The sequence below is a fragment of the Hydrogenophaga sp. genome, from assembly GCF_036675665.1.
In the GTDB taxonomy this organism is placed as follows: domain Bacteria; phylum Pseudomonadota; class Gammaproteobacteria; order Burkholderiales; family Burkholderiaceae_C; genus Hydrogenophaga.
On record NZ_JAKFEO010000006.1, the window covers coordinates 306,482 to 323,391 of the forward strand.

Consider the following 16,910-nt stretch of genomic DNA (forward strand, 5'->3'; position numbering starts at 1 on the left):
CGCCTGTTCGCAGGCCTGCCCAACCTGGCGGCGAGTCTTTCAACAACACCACTCACGAGGAACCCCATGGAACACACCCTGCCCGCATTGCCCTACGCCCTGGACGCACTGGCTCCCCACTACAGCCGTGAAACGCTGGAGTTCCACCACGGCAAGCACCACAACGCCTATGTGGTCAACCTCAACAACCTGCAAAAAGGCACCGAGTTCGAAGCCATGGACCTGGAGTCCATCGTCAAGAAGTCCAGCGGTGGCATCTACAACAACTCCGCGCAGATCTGGAACCACACTTTCTTCTGGAACTGCATGAAGCCCAATGGCGGCGGCGAGCCGTCCGGCGCACTGGCTGCTGCCATCGTCGCCAAGTGGGGAAGCTACGCCGCATTCAAGGAAGCCTTCGTGAAGTCCGCCGTGGGCAACTTCGGTTCGGGCTGGACCTGGCTGGTGAAGAAAGCCGACGGCTCCGTCGACATCGTCAACATGGGTGCGGCAGGTACCCCGCTGACCACCGGCGACAAGGCCCTGCTGACCGTGGATGTGTGGGAGCACGCCTACTACATCGACTACCGCAATGCCCGTCCCAAGTTCGTGGAAACCTTCCTCGACAAACTGGTGAACTGGTCGTTCGCCGAAGCCAACTTCGCCTGAAGGACTGCTTCCCGGTGACTGGGCTCGAAGGGCAACCTTCGGGCCCTTTTTGTTGGTGGCGATCTGAAAAAAGAAATCGGATATTTCACCGCTCTTTTTGCATGGTGAGATAGCGGTTCAAAAAATGGGGTTTGCATCAGGCTCCGGAAAGCAAAATCACATACGGTTCGATCCAGCCCACCGGAAATTCCGTGCCGGACGGTTCGAAGACCTCAGCCCAACAATTTTGGAGATACGCGATGAGCAGCCAGCAACCCACCATCATTTACACCCTGACGGACGAAGCCCCCTTGCTGGCGACCAGTGCGTTCCTGCCCATCATCCGCACCTTCGCGGCACCAGCGGGGATCAACGTCGCCACCAGCGACATCTCGGTGGCCGCGCGCGTGCTGGCTGCTTTCCCCGAGTGCCTGACCGAAGCGCAGCGCGTGCCAGACGACCTGGCCGAACTCGGCAAGCTGACATTCAAGCCCGAGGCCAACATCATCAAGTTGCCCAACATCAGTGCGTCCGTGTCGCAACTGGTGGCCTGTATCAAGGAGTTGCAAGCCAAGGGCTATGCGATCCCGGACTATCCGGAAAACCCGAAGACCGACGAAGAAAAAGCGCTCCGCGCGCGCTACGCCAAGTGCACCGGCAGCGCCGTCAATCCGGTCCTGCGCGAGGGCAACTCCGACCGGCGCGCACCCAGAGCGGTGAAGGAATATGCGCGCAAGAACCCGCACAGCATGGGCGAATGGAGCCAGGCCTCGCGTTCGCACGTCTCGCACATGCACGCAGGCGACTTCTACCACGGTGAAAAGTCCATGACGCTGGACAAGGCGCGCGACGTCAAGATGGAGCTGATCACCAAGAGCGGCAAAACCGTCGTGCTCAAGGCCAAGGTCTCGTTGCTTGACCGAGAGATCATCGACTCCATGTTCATGAGCAAGAAGGCGCTGCTGGCCTTCTACGAGAAGGAGATCGAAGACGCGCACAAGACAGGCGTGATGTTCTCGCTGCACGTCAAGGCCACCATGATGAAGGTCTCGCACCCCATCGTGTTCGGCCACTGCGTGAAGATCTTCTACAAGGACGCCTTCGAGAAACACGGCAAGTTGTTCGACGAGTTGGGGGTCAACGTCAACAACGGCATGGTTGATCTCTACAACAAGATCACCACGCTGCCGCAGTCCAAGCAGGACGAGATCAAGCGCGACCTGCACGCCTGCCACGAGGGCCGCCCCGAGCTGGCGATGGTCGACTCGGCCAAGGGCATCACCAATTTCCATTCGCCCAACGACGTCATCGTCGACGCCTCCATGCCGGCCATGATCCGCAACAGCGGCAAGATGTGGGGCGCCGATGGCCGCCTGAAGGACGTGAAGGCGGTGATGCCCGAGTCGACCTTCGCCCGCATCTACCAGGAGATCATCAACTTCTGCAAGTGGCACGGCGCGTTCGACCCCAAGACCATGGGCACGGTGCCCAACGTGGGCCTGATGGCTCAGCAGGCCGAGGAGTACGGCTCGCACGACAAAACCTTCGAGATCACCGAAGACGGTGTCGCCAACATCACCGACCTGGCCACCGGCGAAGTGCTGCTCAGCCAGGATGTGGAGCAGGGCGACATCTGGCGCATGTGCCAGGTCAAGGACGCGGCGATTCGCGACTGGGTCAAGCTGGCCGTGAACCGGGCGCGCAACTCGGGCATGCCGGTGGTGTTCTGGCTCGACCAGTACCGCCCGCACGAAGCGCAGCTCATCACCAAGGTCAAGATGTACCTGCACGAGCACAACACCAGTGGCCTGGACATCCAGATCATGAGCCAGGTGCGTGCCATGCGCTACACGCTGGAGCGCGTGATCCGCGGCCTGGACACCATCAGCGCCACCGGCAACATCCTGCGCGACTACCTGACCGACCTGTTCCCCATCATGGAGCTGGGCACCAGCGCCAAGATGTTGTCCATCGTGCCCCTGATGGCCGGCGGTGGCATGTACGAAACGGGTGCCGGCGGCTCGGCGCCCAAGCATGTGCAGCAACTGGTGGAAGAAAACCACCTGCGCTGGGATTCCCTGGGTGAGTTCCTCGCGCTGGCGGTGTCGATGGAAGACCTGGGTCTGAAGACCGGCAACCCGCAAGCCAAGGTGCTGGCCAGGACGCTGGACGCGGCCACGGGCAAGCTGCTGGACAACAACAAGAACCCCTCGCCCAAGACCGGCCAGCTTGACAACCGGGGCAGCCAGTTCTACCTGGCGTTGTACTGGGCTCAGGAACTGGCTGCTCAAACCGACGACACGACACTGGCCGCCAAGTTCGCTCCACTGGCCAAGCAACTGGCCGACAACGAGAAGGCGATCGTGGCCGAATTGGCGGCCGTGCAGGGCAAGCCAGTGGACATCGGTGGCTACTACAAGCCCGACTTCGACAAACTCGAGGCCATCATGCGACCCAGCAAAACCTTCAACGCGGCGCTGGCTTCTGTGCAGGCTTGAAGATGGCGTGTGAGTAGATAAGGCGGCCTACCGTGTGAACGGTGGGCCGCTCAACTTTGAGCCCGCCTTGAGGCCGCGCTTGTCGAACCAACCCTTGTTCATTTCCAGCACGTAGCGCACCGGCTTGACAGAGCAGTGCGAGGCCAGACTCTGCGGCTGCATGTCCGCGAGGTTGACGATGGTGCCGTCGTCGGCCACGAACGCCGCCGTCAGCGGGAGCAAGGTGTTCTTCATCCAGAAACATTGCTCAGAGGCCTGCTCGAATGCAAACAGCATGCCTTCGTTGACCGGCATCTCCTTGCGGAACATCAGGCCCACTGAGCGCTCCTGCGGGGTGGCCGCCACCTGGGCCTGGATCAGGTGCATGCCGGCCGACAACGTGACCCGTGGCAATTGAAGCTGGGGCATATCCTGGGGCCAGGCCGGCCCCACCACGAGGAACAGCAGAGACAGCAGGTGGATGGACAGTTTTTTCATGCAATGAAGGAGGTGGTTCGTTTCAGGCCCGCATTCTCCGCCATCCACCCGCTGCAGGTGTGTCTGGCCAGAAGACCCCGCAACCGCGCACGGCATGTGTCTGGCGAGGACTAGAATTTCCTGATCGCCCCCGCGCGACCTCAAAGCTCAGGCCGGCTCTGCGCGAGAAGGCTGCCTGCTTCAAAAATCACGGAGATCTCCCACATGTACCAACACATCAAAGTGCCCGCTCAGGGCGAGAAAATCACCGTCAACGCCGACATGTCGCTCAATGTGCCCGACCAGCCCATCGTGCCGTACATCGAAGGGGACGGCACCGGGTTGGACATCACGCCGGTGATGCTCAAGGTGGTCGATGCTGCCGTGGCCAAGGCCTACGGCGGCCAGAAGAAGATCCACTGGATGGAGGTCTACGCGGGTGAGAAGTCGACCAAGGTTTACGGCCCCGACGTGTGGCTGCCGGAAGAAACCCTCGCCGCGCTGCGCGAGTACGTGGTGTCCATCAAGGGCCCGCTGACCACGCCCGTGGGTGGCGGCATCCGCTCGCTCAACGTGGCGCTGCGCCAGGAGCTCGACCTCTACGTCTGCCTGCGCCCGGTGCAGTACTTCAAGGGCGTGCCCTCGCCGCTGAAAGAGCCCGAGAAGACCAACATGGTGATCTTCCGCGAGAACTCGGAAGACATCTATGCGGGCATCGAGTACGAAGCCGAGTCCGACAAGGCCAGGAAACTCATCAAGTTCCTGATGGAAGAGATGGGCGTGACCAAGATCCGCTTCCCGAACACCTCGGGCATCGGCATCAAGCCGGTGTCGCGCGAAGGTACCGAGCGCCTGGTGCGCAAGGCCCTCCAGTACACGATCGACAACGACAAGCCCAACCTGACCATCGTGCACAAGGGCAACATCATGAAGTACACCGAAGGTGGCTTCCGGGACTGGGCCTACGCCCTCGCGCAGAAGGAGTTCGGTGCCGAGCTGATCGACGGCGGCCCATGGTGCAAGTTCAAAAACCCAAAAACGGGGCGCGACATCATCGTCAAGGACAGCATCGCCGATGCCTTCCTGCAGCAGATCCTGCTGCGCCCGGCCGAGTACTCGGTGGTGGCCACGCTCAACCTGAACGGTGACTACATCTCGGACGCCCTGGCGGCCCAGGTCGGGGGCATCGGCATCGCGCCTGGCGCCAACCTCTCCGATACGGTGGCCTGCTTCGAAGCCACGCACGGCACCGCGCCCAAGTACGCCGGCAAGGACTATGTGAACCCCGGTTCCGAAATCCTGTCTGCCGAAATGATGTTGCGCCACATGGGCTGGACGGAAGCCGCCGATCTGATCATCAGCTCCATCGAAAAGTCGATCGCCAGCAAGAAGGTCACTTACGACTTCGCCCGCCTCATGGAAGGCGCCACGCAAGTGAGCTGCTCGGGATTCGGTCAAGTGATGATCGACAACATGTGATCGCGCTGCGCGCTGCGCCAACATGGTGCGCAGCGAGATATGGCTTGTCGAACGGGGGCAATTGCGGGCTTGAGCGGGTTCAAGCGCTTGGCTTCGATGTCGAAACAAGGGAGACCTGCGCCACCTCTTGTGGCCGGGGCATCCCCTGTCGAGACATGTCATGAAAATTCGCCACAAACTCCCGCTCGCCATTGCCGTGGCCCTGTTGCTGGTCGCCTGCGCCGGCCTGTTCGGCATACTGCAACTCCGGCAGTCGCTGGGTACGTATGCCAACCTCATCGAAGTGGACTATGGGCAGGAGCGCATGGCTGCCGGGATGCTGTCCAACTTCAAGACCCAGGTACAGGAGTGGAAAAACACATTGCTGCGCGGCAAGGACGACAAGCAGCGCGACCGCTACTGGAGCGCCTTCCAGAAAAAGGAAGGTGAAGTTGCCACCACCGCCGCTCGCCTGCAATCGTCGCTGCCTCAGGGCGAGGCGCACCAGTTGGTCACTCAGTTCCTACAGGCCCACGCCGCCATGGGCGAGGGCTACCGCAAGGGCTTTGCGGCCTTCTCGGCGGCTGGTTTTGATGCCTCCGTGGGCGATGGAGCCGTCAAGGGCATGGACCGCGCGCCCTCCGAACTCCTTGACAAGGCCGTTGGCGAGATCGCCGCACGCTCCGCAGCATCGGCTGCTGCCGCGACCAGGGAGAGCCAGCGCGCGAGCGCGCTGAGCCTGGGCCTGATGCTGATCGCCACGCTCGCAGGCATCGGCGCGGCCGTGCTCATCGGCCGAAGCATCACGCGGCCGATCAATCAGGCGCTTCGAGTGGCCCAGACGGTCGCGGCCGGCGATTTGAGTTCGACCATTCATGTCACGAGCACCGACGAGACCGGCGAACTGCTGCAGGCTCTCAAGACCATGAACGAGAGTCTGGCTGACGTGGTGGCCAGGGTGCGCCAAGGCAGTGAGAGCGTGGCCACCGCCAGTTCGCAGATTTCTCAGGGCAACCATGAACTCAGCCAGCGCACCGAGGAGCAGGCCAGTTCCTTGCAGCAAACCGCGGCCTCCATGGAACAGCTCGGCACGACGGTCACGCAGAACGCTGACAACGCCCGTCAGGCCAACCACCTCGCACAGGATGCCCGCGCAGTGGCCACGGAGGGCGGCCGGGCGGTGTCCGACGTGGTGTTGACCATGCAGGGGATCAACGAGAGCAGTCGCCGCATCGCCGACATCATCGGCACCATCGACGGCATCGCATTTCAGACCAACATCCTTGCCCTCAATGCCGCGGTCGAAGCGGCGCGCGCAGGCGAGCAAGGCCGAGGCTTTGCGGTGGTGGCCGCAGAGGTGCGCAACCTGGCACAACGCAGCGCGCAGGCGGCAAAGGAAATCAAGCTCCTGATCAACGCCAGCGTGCAACAGGTGGAGCAGGGCACGGCGTTGGTCGACCAGGCCGGCGCGACGATGCAGAAGACCGTGAGTTCCATCGGGCGTGTCACCGACATCGTGGCCGAGATCAGCGCGGCAAGCACCGAGCAGAGCTCCGGCGTGACTCAGGTGGGACAGGCGGTGAGCCGGATCGACCAGGTCACCCAGCAGAACGCTGCATTGGTTGAGGAATCGGCCGCGGCGGCGGCGAGCCTGAAGCACCAGGCGCAGCAACTGGTGCAGGCGGTGGCCGTCTTCAAGCTGGCCTGAACCCGGCACCTGGGTTCAGCGCGCTACCGATGGGCAAGGTGCGTGAGCAAACCAACGAAAAACCGGCAAGAAGGCGCCCAGCTTGGTGGTTTTCATCCGGGCTTTCGCCTCACAATGAGGCATGGAAAAGGCCTTCCTCCAGCGTTCGACCCCGCTATCGGGGCGGGGCGAGGTCTTGAGTGAAAAGTCATACCTATTCCCGCGTGGTGATGTGGGCAGATGGGCGCCGCTAGAATGGTTTTCATGGCCACCCAGAACCCCAAAAAACCCGAAAACCCGACGGCGCCGCCCAGCGTCAGCAACGACGAGTCGGTGGTGCTCGAACGGCGCGCCCAGCGCACCCAGCCACCCCAGATGTTTCAGGTGGTCTTGCTCAACGACGATTTCACGCCCATGGAGTTCGTGGTGCATGTCATTCAGGAGTTTTTCAGCAAGGATCGTGAAACCGCCACTCAGATCATGCTCAAGATCCACTTGGAGGGAAAAGGCATTTGCGGCGTGTATTCACGTGACGTGGCCAGCACCAAGGTGGATCAGGTTCTCCAGGCGGCACGGGCTGCCGGACACCCGCTTCAATGCATGAGCGAGCCAGTTGAATAAAGCACAACGCTCCCCATCTGACCCTTGATTCATTTCATTTTGTTTTTCAGACGATTGCTTTTCCGTTCACCCAAGCCCAAAGGACGTGCCCCATGATTGCCCAGGAACTTGAAGTCAGCTTGCATATGGCCTTTGTCGAGGCCCGGCAGCAGCGGCACGAATTCATCACGGTCGAGCACCTGCTGCTTGCGCTGCTGGACAACCCCAGCGCCGCCGAAGTGCTGCGCGCCTGCTCAGCCAACATCGACGACCTCCGCAAGTCCTTGACGAATTTCATCAAGGACAACACCCCACAGGTGGCCGGCACCGACGAGGTGGACACGCAGCCCACGCTGGGTTTCCAGCGTGTGATCCAGCGCGCCATCATGCATGTGCAGTCCACCGGCAACGGCAAGAAGGAAGTCACCGGCGCCAACGTGCTGGTGGCGATCTTCGGCGAGAAGGATTCGCACGCCGTGTACTACCTCCACCAGCAGGGGGTGACCCGCCTGGACGTGGTGAACTTCATCGCCCACGGCATCCGCAAGAGCGACCCGCCCGAGCCCACCAAGTCGGGTGAGAGCGCGGCCGAGAACGAAGAGGCTGGTGAAGCCAAGAGCAATGAAAAGGCCTCGCCGCTGGAGCAGTTCACCCAGAACCTCAACCAGATGGCCAAGGACGGCAAGATCGATCCGCTCATCGGGCGCGAGTACGAAGTCGAGCGCGTGATTCAGATCCTGTGCCGCCGACGCAAGAACAACCCGCTGCTGGTGGGCGAAGCCGGCGTGGGCAAGACCGCGATTGCCGAAGGCCTGGCCTGGCGCATCACGCAGGGCGACGTGCCCGAGATCCTGGCTGATTCAAGTGTGTTCTCGCTCGACATGGGCGCCTTGCTGGCCGGAACCAAGTACCGCGGCGATTTCGAACAACGTCTCAAAGGCGTGCTCAAGTCGCTCAAGGATCGGCCCAACGCGATCCTGTTCATCGACGAGATCCACACCCTGATCGGGGCGGGCGCTGCCTCCGGCGGCACGCTGGACGCGTCCAACCTGCTCAAGCCGGCGCTCTCCAGCGGTCAGCTCAAGTGCATTGGCGCAACCACGTTCACCGAATACCGCGGCATCTTCGAAAAAGACGCGGCCCTCAGCCGTCGTTTCCAGAAGGTGGACGTGGTCGAGCCGACTGTGCAGGAAACCGTGGACATCCTCAAGGGCCTGAAGTCGCGTTTTGAAGAGCACCACGGCGTGAAGTACGCCGTGGCCGCCCTCCAGGCTGCGGCGGAGCTGAGTGCCAAGTACATCAACGACCGCCACCTGCCCGACAAGGCCATCGACGTGATCGATGAGGCGGGCGCTGCACAGCGCATCCTGCCGGTGTCCAAGCGCAAGAAGACCATCAGCAAGACCGAGGTCGAGGAAATCGTGGCGAAGATCGCGCGCATTCCCCCGGCCAACGTTTCCAACGACGACCGCAGCAAGCTGCAGACGCTGGAGCGCGATCTCAAGAGTGTGGTGTTTGGCCAGGACAAGGCGCTGGAGATCCTCGCCTCGTCCGTCAAGATGGCTCGCTCCGGCCTGGGCAAGAGCGACAAGCCGATCGGCGCCTTCCTGTTCAGCGGCCCCACCGGTGTGGGCAAGACCGAAGCCGCCAAGCAGCTGGCCTACATCATGGGCATCGACCTGATCCGCTTCGACATGTCGGAGTACATGGAGCGTCATGCCGTGAGCCGCCTGATCGGTGCGCCTCCGGGCTACGTGGGCTTCGACCAGGGGGGTCTGCTGACCGAGGCCGTGACCAAGAAGCCGCACTGCGTGTTGCTGCTCGACGAAATCGAGAAGGCGCATCCGGACATCTTCAACGTGCTGCTGCAGGTGATGGACCACGGCACGTTGACGGACAACAACGGACGCAAGGCCGACTTCCGCAACGTCATCATGATCATGACGACCAACGCGGGCGCCGAGACCATGAACAAGGCGACCATCGGCTTCACCAACCCGCGTGAGGCGGGCGACGAGATGGCCGATATCAAGCGCCTGTTCACGCCCGAGTTCCGCAACCGCCTGGACGCCACCGTGAGCTTCAAGGCGCTGGACGAGAACGTCATCATGCGAGTGGTGGACAAGTTCCTGCTGCAGCTGGAAACGCAGCTTGGCGAGAAGAAGGTCGAGGTCACGTTCACCGATGCCCTGCGCAAGCACCTGGCCAAGAAGGGCTTCGACCCGCTGATGGGTGCACGTCCGATGCAGCGCCTGATCCAGGACACGATCCGTCGCGCCCTGGCCGACGAACTGCTGTTCGGGCGCCTGACAGAAGGTGGCCGCCTGACGGTGGACATCGAGCTCAAGACCGACGAGGCCGGCAAGGAAGTGCAGGAAGTCCTGCTGGACATCCAGCCGCTGTCGAAGAAGGAAGGCAAGGCCAAGCCTGAGGAAGCCACAGCGGGCTGAGCCAGTTCCGTCTCCCAGCAAAAAGGCCCGGTGATCCCGGGCCTTTTTTTGTTTGGTCGCAATGCGGTTCAAGGCGCAGCGAGGTAGGCTGCGCGGACGGCCTCGATGCGCTTGCGGTTCACCCCGAAGTCTTCCCGTCCCAGCCGGCTGGCGCTGCGCACCTCGATCAGGCCGTTGGCGGGGTTGGCCCAGAACTCCACGTCGTCGACGAACTTGAGCCAGCGCGTCTGCGCCTGCGCGTACAGGTAGTCGGGCCGCTGCTCCATGATGGTCACGCCAGGCATGTCTCGCAGCACGGTTTCCAGCACCTTGAGCGAGGCGGCAGCGCCGGCCCCCTTGAGCGGCAGTGGATCGATGGTGGCGTAGGCGCGCTGCGGGTGATCGGGAACCAGCGCGGCCTGACTGCTCACGCTGTTTCGGGTGCGTGAAGGTGGCTTGAGGCGTCCGTCCCTCACCCCTAGGTCTGCCGGAGGTTGACCGCTCAACAGACCCACCTGCGCGGCCACGAGCGCCAGCACGATGGCGGTGAGGACGAGGTAGAGGGCGAATTTCATGGTGGGGATTCCGGTCAGCGCTTGCCGCCCAGCAGCCCACCGAGCACGCCGCGCAGGATCTGCCGACCCAGGCCGCTGGCCACCGTGCGCGCCGCTGTCTTTGCCATCGTCTGCACGAGGCCGTCGTACTGCCCGCCGCGCGGACCGGTGCGGCCGAACAGGGCTTCGTTGACCATGCCGCCAAAGCCCCCGCCGGCGGCTTCGGGTTCCTGCTTCGCGGCGCCGGGAATGCGCGGTGTCCGGGGCGCGTCCTTGGTGGCTTCGGGTTCGGCTTCCACCCCGCGCTTGCCCGCATGGTCGGCGAACATTTCATAGGCACTCTCGCGGTCAAGCAGCTTCTCGTACACCCCGGCGACCAGCGATTCCTGGCGCAGTTGCTGGCGCTGGGCATCGGTGATCGGGCCGAGCTGGCTGCCCGGCGGGATGACGAACACGCGTTCGGTCTCGCTGGGCCGGCCCTTGGCGTCGAGCAGGCTCACCAATGCCTCACCCACCGCGAGTTCGGTGATCGCGGCTTCGATGTCCAGCCCTGCCTTGGGCCGCATGGTCTGCGCGGTGGACTTCACCGCTTTCTGGTCGCGCGGTGTGAAGGCACGCAGAGCATGCTGCACACGGTTGCCCAGTTGGCCCAGCACGCTGTCCGGGATGTCCAGTGGGTTCTGGGTCACGAAATACACCCCCACGCCCTTGGAGCGCACCAGGCGCACCACCAGCTCGATGCGCTCGATCAGCACCTTGGGTGCGTCGTTGAACAACAGGTGGGCCTCGTCGAAGAAGAACACCAGCTTGGGTTTGTCGGGGTCGCCGATCTCGGGCAGAGTCTCGAACAGCTCGGAGAGCATCCACAGCAGGAAGGTGGCGTACAGGCGCGGTGCGTTCATCAGTTTGTCGGCCGCCAGGATGTTGATCACTCCCTTGCCGTCCACCGTCTGCATGAAGTCGGTGATGTCGAGCATGGGCTCGCCAAAGAATTTGTCGCCGCCTTGCTGCTCGACCTGCATCAGCCCACGCTGAATGGCGCCGATGCTGGCCGCGCTGATGTTGCCGTACTCGGTGGTGAACTGCTTGGCGTTGTCGCCAATGTGCTGCAGCATGGCCCGCAGGTCTTTCATGTCCAGCAGCAGCAGGCCGTTGTCGTCGGCGATCTTGAACACCAGGTTGAGCACGCCCGACTGCGTGTCGTTGAGGTTGAGCATGCGCGCGAGCAGCAGCGGACCCATGTCGCTGACGGTGGCTCGCACTGGATGGCCGAGCTCGCCGAACACGTCCCACAGCGTGGTGGGGCAGGCCTGCGAGACGGGCAGGGTGATGCCGCGATCCTGCAGCACTTTGCTGATCTTTTCGCCGAAGCTGCCCTTCTGGCTGATGCCTGAAAGGTCACCTTTGACGTCGGCCATGAACACCGGCACCCCGATGTTGGAGAACTGCTCGGCCAGCGTTTGCAAGGTCACGGTCTTGCCGGTGCCGGTGGCGCCGGTGATCAGACCGTGGCGGTTGGCCAGTCCGGGCAGCAGTTGGCAAGTGGTGATGGCATTCTGGGCGATCAGCATCGGTTCGGCCATGGCGGAGGTTCCTTGTGTGCGGGTTCGGAGCAGGGCGGGTGAAAACGTAAAATCGCAGTCTTATTAGATCAAAGCCCAAGCAGGCAAAAGGACAATTTCGTGGCCGGACACAGCAAATGGGCAAACATTCAGCACCGCAAGGGCCGCCAGGACGAAAAGCGCGGAAAGATCTGGACCCGCGTGATTCGTGAGATCACCGTGGCCGCGCGCCAGGGTGGCGGGGACCCCGCCATGAACCCGCGCCTTCGCCTGGCCATCGACAAGGCCAAGGCCGCCAACATGCCGGCCGACCGCATCAAGTACAACGTGGAAAAGGCTTCCGGCACGCTCGAAGGCGTGAGCCTGGAAGAGATCCGCTACGAGGGCTACGGCATCGGCGGCGCGGCGGTGATCATCGACACCATGACCGACAACAAGGTCCGCACCGTCGCAGAGGTGCGCCACGCCTTCAGCAAACACGGCGGCAACCTGGGCACCGACGGCTCGGTGGCGTTCCAGTTCAAGCACTGCGGACAACTCGTGTTCGCGCCCGGCACCTCTGAAGACCAGGTGATGGAAGTGGCTCTGGAGGCCGGCGCCGACGACGTGATCACAGACGCGGACGGCGCCATCGAGGTGCTGACCTCGCCGACCGAATTCGAAGCCGTGAAAGACGCCCTGGAGGCAGCCGGCCTCAGGCCCGAGATTGCCGAGGTGACGATGCGCGCCGAGAACACGGTGGTGCTGACCGGCGACGATGCCGTGCGCATGCAAAAGCTGCTGGACGTCCTTGAAGATCTGGACGACGTGCAAGGCGTCTTCCACAACGCTGAGATTCACGAATGAAAGTCCTCGTCATTGGCGGCGGTGGTCGCGAACACGCGCTGGCCTGGAAACTGAAGCGCGACGACGGCGTGAGCCAGGTCTTCGTGGCCCCCGGCAACGCCGGTACGGCGCGCGACCCGGACCTCATCAACCTCGACATCACCGACAAGGTGGCGCTGCGCGAGTGGGCGCAGGCACAAGGGGTGGCACTCACCGTGGTGGGGCCCGAGGCGCCGCTGGCAGCAGGCGTTGTGGACGAGTTTCGCGCCCACGACCTGCCGATCTTCGGTCCCACAAAAGCCGCCGCGCAGCTGGAAAGCTCCAAGGCGTTTTCCAAGGCGTTCATGCAGCGCCACGGCATTCCGACCGCGAAGTACCAGGCCTTCACCGACCCGGCCCTGGCCCACGCCTACGTGGATGCCGAGGGTGCGCCCATCGTCGTCAAGGCTGACGGCCTGGCGGCCGGCAAGGGCGTGGTGGTGGCCATGACGGCGGCCGAGGCGCACGAAGCCATCGACTTCATGCTGCTGGACAACAAGTTGGGCGTGGCGCACAACGAAGGCGGCGCGCGTGTCGTCATTGAAGAATTCCTCGAAGGCGAGGAGGCCAGCTTCATCGTGCTGTGCGACGGCGAACACGCGCTCGCGCTGGCGACCAGCCAGGATCACAAACGCCTGATGGACGCCGACCAGGGCCCCAACACCGGCGGCATGGGCGCGTATTCTCCTGCGCCGGTGGTCACGCCCGCGGTGCACGAGCGCGCGATGAACGAGGTGATCCTGCCCACGCTGCGCGGCATGGCCGCCGACGGCATTCCGTACACCGGCTTTCTGTACGCGGGCCTGATGATCACGACCGATGGACGGGTCAAGACGCTGGAGTTCAACTGCCGCATGGGCGACCCGGAAACGCAGCCGATCATGATGCGTCTCAAGAGCAACCTCACCCAGGTGCTGCTCTCGGCCACGCGCGCCGAGCTGGACCGCGTCACCCTCGATTGGGACCCACGCGTGGCGCTCGGTGTGGTGCTGGCCGCCGCTGGTTACCCGCTGAGCCCGCGCAAGGGCGATGCGATCACCGGCCTGCCGGCCGATGCCGCTGACCGCATGGTGTTCCATGCCGGCACAGCGACGGCCGGCGAAGAGGTCCAGGTCTCAGGCGGGCGCGTGCTGTGCGTGACGGCCCTGGCCGACACGGTCGCTCTCGCACAACAAGGCGCCTACGAGGTGGTGAATGCGATCCATTTCGACGGCATGCAATGCCGCCGCGACATCGGATACCGTGCGTTGTGAATCCGGCTCGCATCGCCGGCTGAACCGCCAGCCCCCTCGCAGCCTTCTGCCCATCTCCGCCGAACCGGTTTGACCATGAAACAGACTTCTCTGTCCTCTGTGCGTGAGTTCCTCATCGACTTGCAGGACCGCATCACCTCCACCGTGGCCATGGTGGACGGTGGCAGCTTCGTGGTGGACCGCTGGACCAAGCCGTCCGGCGAAGCCCTGCAAGGCAACGGCGTCACGCAGATCCTCGAAGATGGCGCCGTGTTCGAGCGGGCGGGCTGCGGCTTTTCGCACGTCACCGGTCCTCGCCTGCCGCCCTCGGCCACCCAGCACCGGCCCGAGCTGACCGGCGCGCCGTTTGAAGCCATGGGCGTCTCGCTGGTGTTTCACCCGCGCAATCCCTATGTGCCCACGGTGCACATGAATGTGCGCGTGCTCGCGGCCACGCCGGCCGGTGGCGAGCCGGTGTGCTGGTTTGGTGGCGGCATGGACCTCACGCCGTATTACGGCTTCGAAGAAGACGCGGTGCATTTCCACCAGTCGGTGAAGAACGCGCTCGATCCGTTCGGCGTCGACAAGTACCCGCGCTTCAAGACCTGGTGTGACGACTATTTCTATTTGAAGCACCGCGATGAGCAACGCGGCATCGGGGGTGTGTTCTTTGATGATTTCTCCGAGCTCGGCTTCGACGGCAGCTTCGCCATGATGAGTTCGGTCGGTGATGCCTTCCTCGACGCGTACCTGCCCATCGTCGACCGCCGCAAGAACACCCCCTACGGCGAGCGCGAACGCAGCTTCCAGCTTTATCGCCGCGGGCGCTACGTCGAGTTCAACCTCGTGTGGGACCGCGGCACCCATTTCGGCCTGCAATCGGGCGGGCGCAGCGAGTCCATCCTGCTGTCCATGCCACCGCTGGTGAGCTGGGCCTACAACCGCAAGACCAAGAAGGGCACGCCCGAGGAGCGGCTCTACAAGGATTTCCTGGTGCGCAAGGACTGGCTTTGAACCGCGGTGCTGCTGGCCCGCGGCGCGTGGGCATGTTCGGTGGCGCGTTCGACCCACCGCACTGGGCACACCGCGCACTGGCCGAAACCGCGCTCAAGCAACTTGGGCTGGACGTGCTGCACATCCTGCCCACCGGCCACGCCTGGCACAAGACGCGGGTGCTCTCGTCCGCCGCTGATCGGGTGGCCATGTGCCATCTCGCGTTCGACGACCTGGACCGTGTGAAGATCGACCAGCGCGAAATCCACCGCGAAGGCCCGAGCTACACCGCCGACACGCTGCACGAGCTCCAGCGCGAGTACCCTGATGCTCAATTGTTTCTCGTGCTCGGTGCCGACCAGTTGCTGGCCTTTCGCACCTGGGTGCGCTGGCAGGAGGTGCTGGATCTGGCCACGCTGGCAGTAGCCAACCGCGCCACCAACATCGGTGCTGACGCCCCGCTGGACCAAGAGGTCGAGACCGATCTGTCGCAGGTGGATCTGCCTTTCGAACGGCTGGCCATGCCACTCAAGAACATCAGTGCGACCGCCGTGCGGGCCCGGCTGGAACAGGCTACGCAGAGTGCCCGCGCCCTGGAGGTTCTGGTGCCAGGGCCCGTCGCAAGCTACATTTCAACCCATCACCTTTATCAGAATCCCACATGACCAGCGAAACCATTGCCAAAAAAGACATCCAGAGACTCCAGCGCGCCATCGTCGACGGACTGGAGGACGTCAAGGGTCAGGACATCGTGGTTTTCAACACCGAACACCTTTCACCGCTCTTCGAGCGTGTGATCGTCGCCAGCGGCACTTCCAACCGCCAGACCAAGGCCCTGGCCGCCAGCGTGCGCGATGCCGTGCGCGAAGCCGGCTTCGACAAACCCCGCATCGAAGGTGAAGACAATGGCGAATGGATCATCGTGGACTGCGGCGCTGCCGTGGCCCATGTGATGCAACCCGTGATCCGCCAGTACTACCGGCTCGAAGAGATCTGGGGCGCCAAGCCCGTGCGCCTGAAGCACGGTGCCGAGAAGCCCGTGGTGGCCGAGGCCAAGCCTGCCAAGACCAGCCGCAAGAAGCCGGTGGCCACCGCCGCCGCCCAACCCGCCAAGAGCACGGCGCGCAAGGCTGCGCAGTCGGCAGCGCGCACCGCTGCTGCGGCACCGACCAAGACGGTGGCCAAGAAGCCCGTGGGGAAGACGGCTGCCAAGTCGGCACCGGCCAAGACCTCCGCCGCCAAGACCTCCCGCAAACCCGCGACCAGCGCACCGAAAACCGCGCTGCAGAAACTGGTGGTCAAGCCCCGCTCGGCCACCAAACCGGGCGCCAAGACCGCGGCGAAGCCGGCGGCCAAAGCAGCACCGAAGGCGGCAGCCAAACCGGCCGCCAAGGCGCCTGCGCGCAAAACCACCAAGGCAGTTGCCCCCAGGAAGGCATGAAGCTGCTGATCGTCGCGGTCGGGCAACGTGTGCCCGACTGGGCCCAGACCGCCTACGACGATTACGCCAAGCGCTTTCCGCCCGAGCTTCGGGTGGAGCTCAAAGCCGTCAAGACCGAGCCGCGCGGCTCCAAGACCCTGGAGACGCTGCTCGCGGCCGAGCGCGAGCGCATCGAAGCCGCCATCCCGCGCGGCTCGCGCATCGTGGCGCTGGATGAGCGCGGCACCACCCTCACCACCAAGGCCCTGGCTCAGCAACTGAACGAGTGGCAACTGGAGAGCGACGACGTGGCGCTCGTCATTGGCGGCCCCGATGGCCTGGACCCGGCGTTTCGCGCGGCGGCACACCAGCGCATCCGCCTGTCCGACCTGACCTTGCCACACGCCATGGTGCGGGTGCTGCTGATCGAGCAGCTCTACCGTGCGTGGTCCGTCAATGCCAACCACCCGTACCACAGAGAATGACTGCCCCCACGCGCCGCCGCTTCGCGGGTCGCCGCCCCCTGAGGG

General features: G+C 63.7%; 15 protein-coding genes. 12 read left to right on the plus strand and 3 right to left on the minus strand.

The features are described from left to right. Positions 1–66: 66 nt before the first annotated feature. Together V6M63_RS01930 and V6M63_RS01935 are read left to right on the plus strand one after the other, a co-directional pair. The gene (locus V6M63_RS01930) at positions 67–648 is read left to right on the plus strand and encodes a superoxide dismutase (protein ID WP_056278063.1); all 582 of its coding nucleotides are present in this window, start codon (positions 67–69) and stop codon (positions 646–648) included. 239 nt (positions 649–887) lie between these two features. Next, positions 888–3,125 (plus strand): NADP-dependent isocitrate dehydrogenase, encoded by a 2,238-nt coding sequence (locus V6M63_RS01935; RefSeq protein ID WP_332738908.1) that lies wholly within the window; start codon positions 888–890, stop codon positions 3,123–3,125. Positions 3,126–3,152: 27 nt separating this feature from the next. Here the strand turns inward: V6M63_RS01935 and V6M63_RS01940 are convergent, their stop codons facing one another. Further along, a complete protein-coding gene (locus V6M63_RS01940; protein WP_332738910.1) occupies positions 3,153–3,602 on the minus strand; it encodes a DUF192 domain-containing protein in 450 nt (149 codons plus the stop codon). Between the two features lie 204 nt (positions 3,603–3,806). Between V6M63_RS01940 and icd the strand changes: the two genes are divergently transcribed. The 4 genes from icd to clpA all read left to right on the plus strand — a co-directional run bounded on the left by icd (position 3,807) and on the right by clpA (position 9,776). After that, the gene (icd, locus tag V6M63_RS01945; RefSeq protein WP_332738912.1) at positions 3,807–5,060 is read left to right on the plus strand and encodes an NADP-dependent isocitrate dehydrogenase; all 1,254 of its coding nucleotides are present in this window, start codon (positions 3,807–3,809) and stop codon (positions 5,058–5,060) included. 160 nt (positions 5,061–5,220) lie between these two features. Next, positions 5,221–6,747: a methyl-accepting chemotaxis protein gene (locus V6M63_RS01950; RefSeq protein WP_332738914.1), complete on the plus strand. Its 1,527-nt coding sequence runs from the start codon at positions 5,221–5,223 to the stop codon at positions 6,745–6,747. Positions 6,748–6,981: 234 nt separating this feature from the next. Further along, positions 6,982–7,347: an ATP-dependent Clp protease adapter ClpS gene (gene clpS / locus V6M63_RS01955; RefSeq protein ID WP_082585483.1), complete on the plus strand. Its 366-nt coding sequence runs from the start codon at positions 6,982–6,984 to the stop codon at positions 7,345–7,347. 92 nt (positions 7,348–7,439) lie between these two features. Beyond that, positions 7,440–9,776, plus strand: coding sequence for an ATP-dependent Clp protease ATP-binding subunit ClpA (clpA, locus tag V6M63_RS01960; RefSeq protein ID WP_332738918.1), 2,337 nt, complete (start codon positions 7,440–7,442; stop codon positions 9,774–9,776). Positions 9,777–9,844: 68 nt separating this feature from the next. Here the strand turns inward: clpA and V6M63_RS01965 are convergent, their stop codons facing one another. Together V6M63_RS01965 and V6M63_RS01970 are read right to left on the minus strand one after the other, a co-directional pair. Beyond that, entirely contained in the window at positions 9,845–10,330 is a 486-nt protein-coding gene (locus V6M63_RS01965; RefSeq protein WP_332738920.1) for a DUF1499 domain-containing protein, read from the minus strand. A 14-nt stretch (positions 10,331–10,344) separates the two neighbouring features. After that, entirely contained in the window at positions 10,345–11,892 is a 1,548-nt protein-coding gene (locus tag V6M63_RS01970; protein ID WP_332738922.1) for a helicase HerA-like C-terminal domain-containing protein, read from the minus strand. A 99-nt stretch (positions 11,893–11,991) separates the two neighbouring features. On the opposite strand from V6M63_RS01970, the gene V6M63_RS01975 reads away from it, so the two are divergent. The 6 genes from V6M63_RS01975 to rlmH all read left to right on the plus strand — a co-directional run bounded on the left by V6M63_RS01975 (position 11,992) and on the right by rlmH (position 16,865). Further along, positions 11,992–12,717, plus strand: a complete 726-nt coding sequence (locus V6M63_RS01975) for a YebC/PmpR family DNA-binding transcriptional regulator (RefSeq protein ID WP_332738924.1) — start codon at positions 11,992–11,994, stop codon at positions 12,715–12,717. Beyond that, entirely contained in the window at positions 12,714–13,988 is a 1,275-nt protein-coding gene (purD, locus tag V6M63_RS01980; RefSeq protein ID WP_332738926.1) for a phosphoribosylamine--glycine ligase, read from the plus strand. Before V6M63_RS01975 ends, purD begins: the two co-directional genes overlap by 4 nt. Positions 13,989–14,063: 75 nt before the next feature. Next, entirely contained in the window at positions 14,064–14,981 is a 918-nt protein-coding gene (gene hemF, locus V6M63_RS01985) for an oxygen-dependent coproporphyrinogen oxidase (protein WP_332738928.1), read from the plus strand. After that, positions 14,978–15,625 carry a nicotinate (nicotinamide) nucleotide adenylyltransferase gene (nadD, locus tag V6M63_RS01990; RefSeq protein ID WP_332738930.1) on the plus strand — a complete coding sequence of 216 codons (648 nt, stop codon included), beginning with the start codon at positions 14,978–14,980 and terminating at the stop codon, positions 15,623–15,625. The genes hemF and nadD overlap by 4 nt, the downstream gene beginning before the upstream one ends. Then, positions 15,622–16,401: a ribosome silencing factor gene (gene rsfS / locus V6M63_RS01995; protein WP_332738931.1), complete on the plus strand. Its 780-nt coding sequence runs from the start codon at positions 15,622–15,624 to the stop codon at positions 16,399–16,401. Before nadD ends, rsfS begins: the two co-directional genes overlap by 4 nt. Then, positions 16,398–16,865 (plus strand): 23S rRNA (pseudouridine(1915)-N(3))-methyltransferase RlmH, encoded by a 468-nt coding sequence (rlmH, locus tag V6M63_RS02000; protein WP_300654171.1) that lies wholly within the window; start codon positions 16,398–16,400, stop codon positions 16,863–16,865. The genes rsfS and rlmH overlap by 4 nt, the downstream gene beginning before the upstream one ends. Positions 16,866–16,910 lie beyond the last annotated feature (45 nt).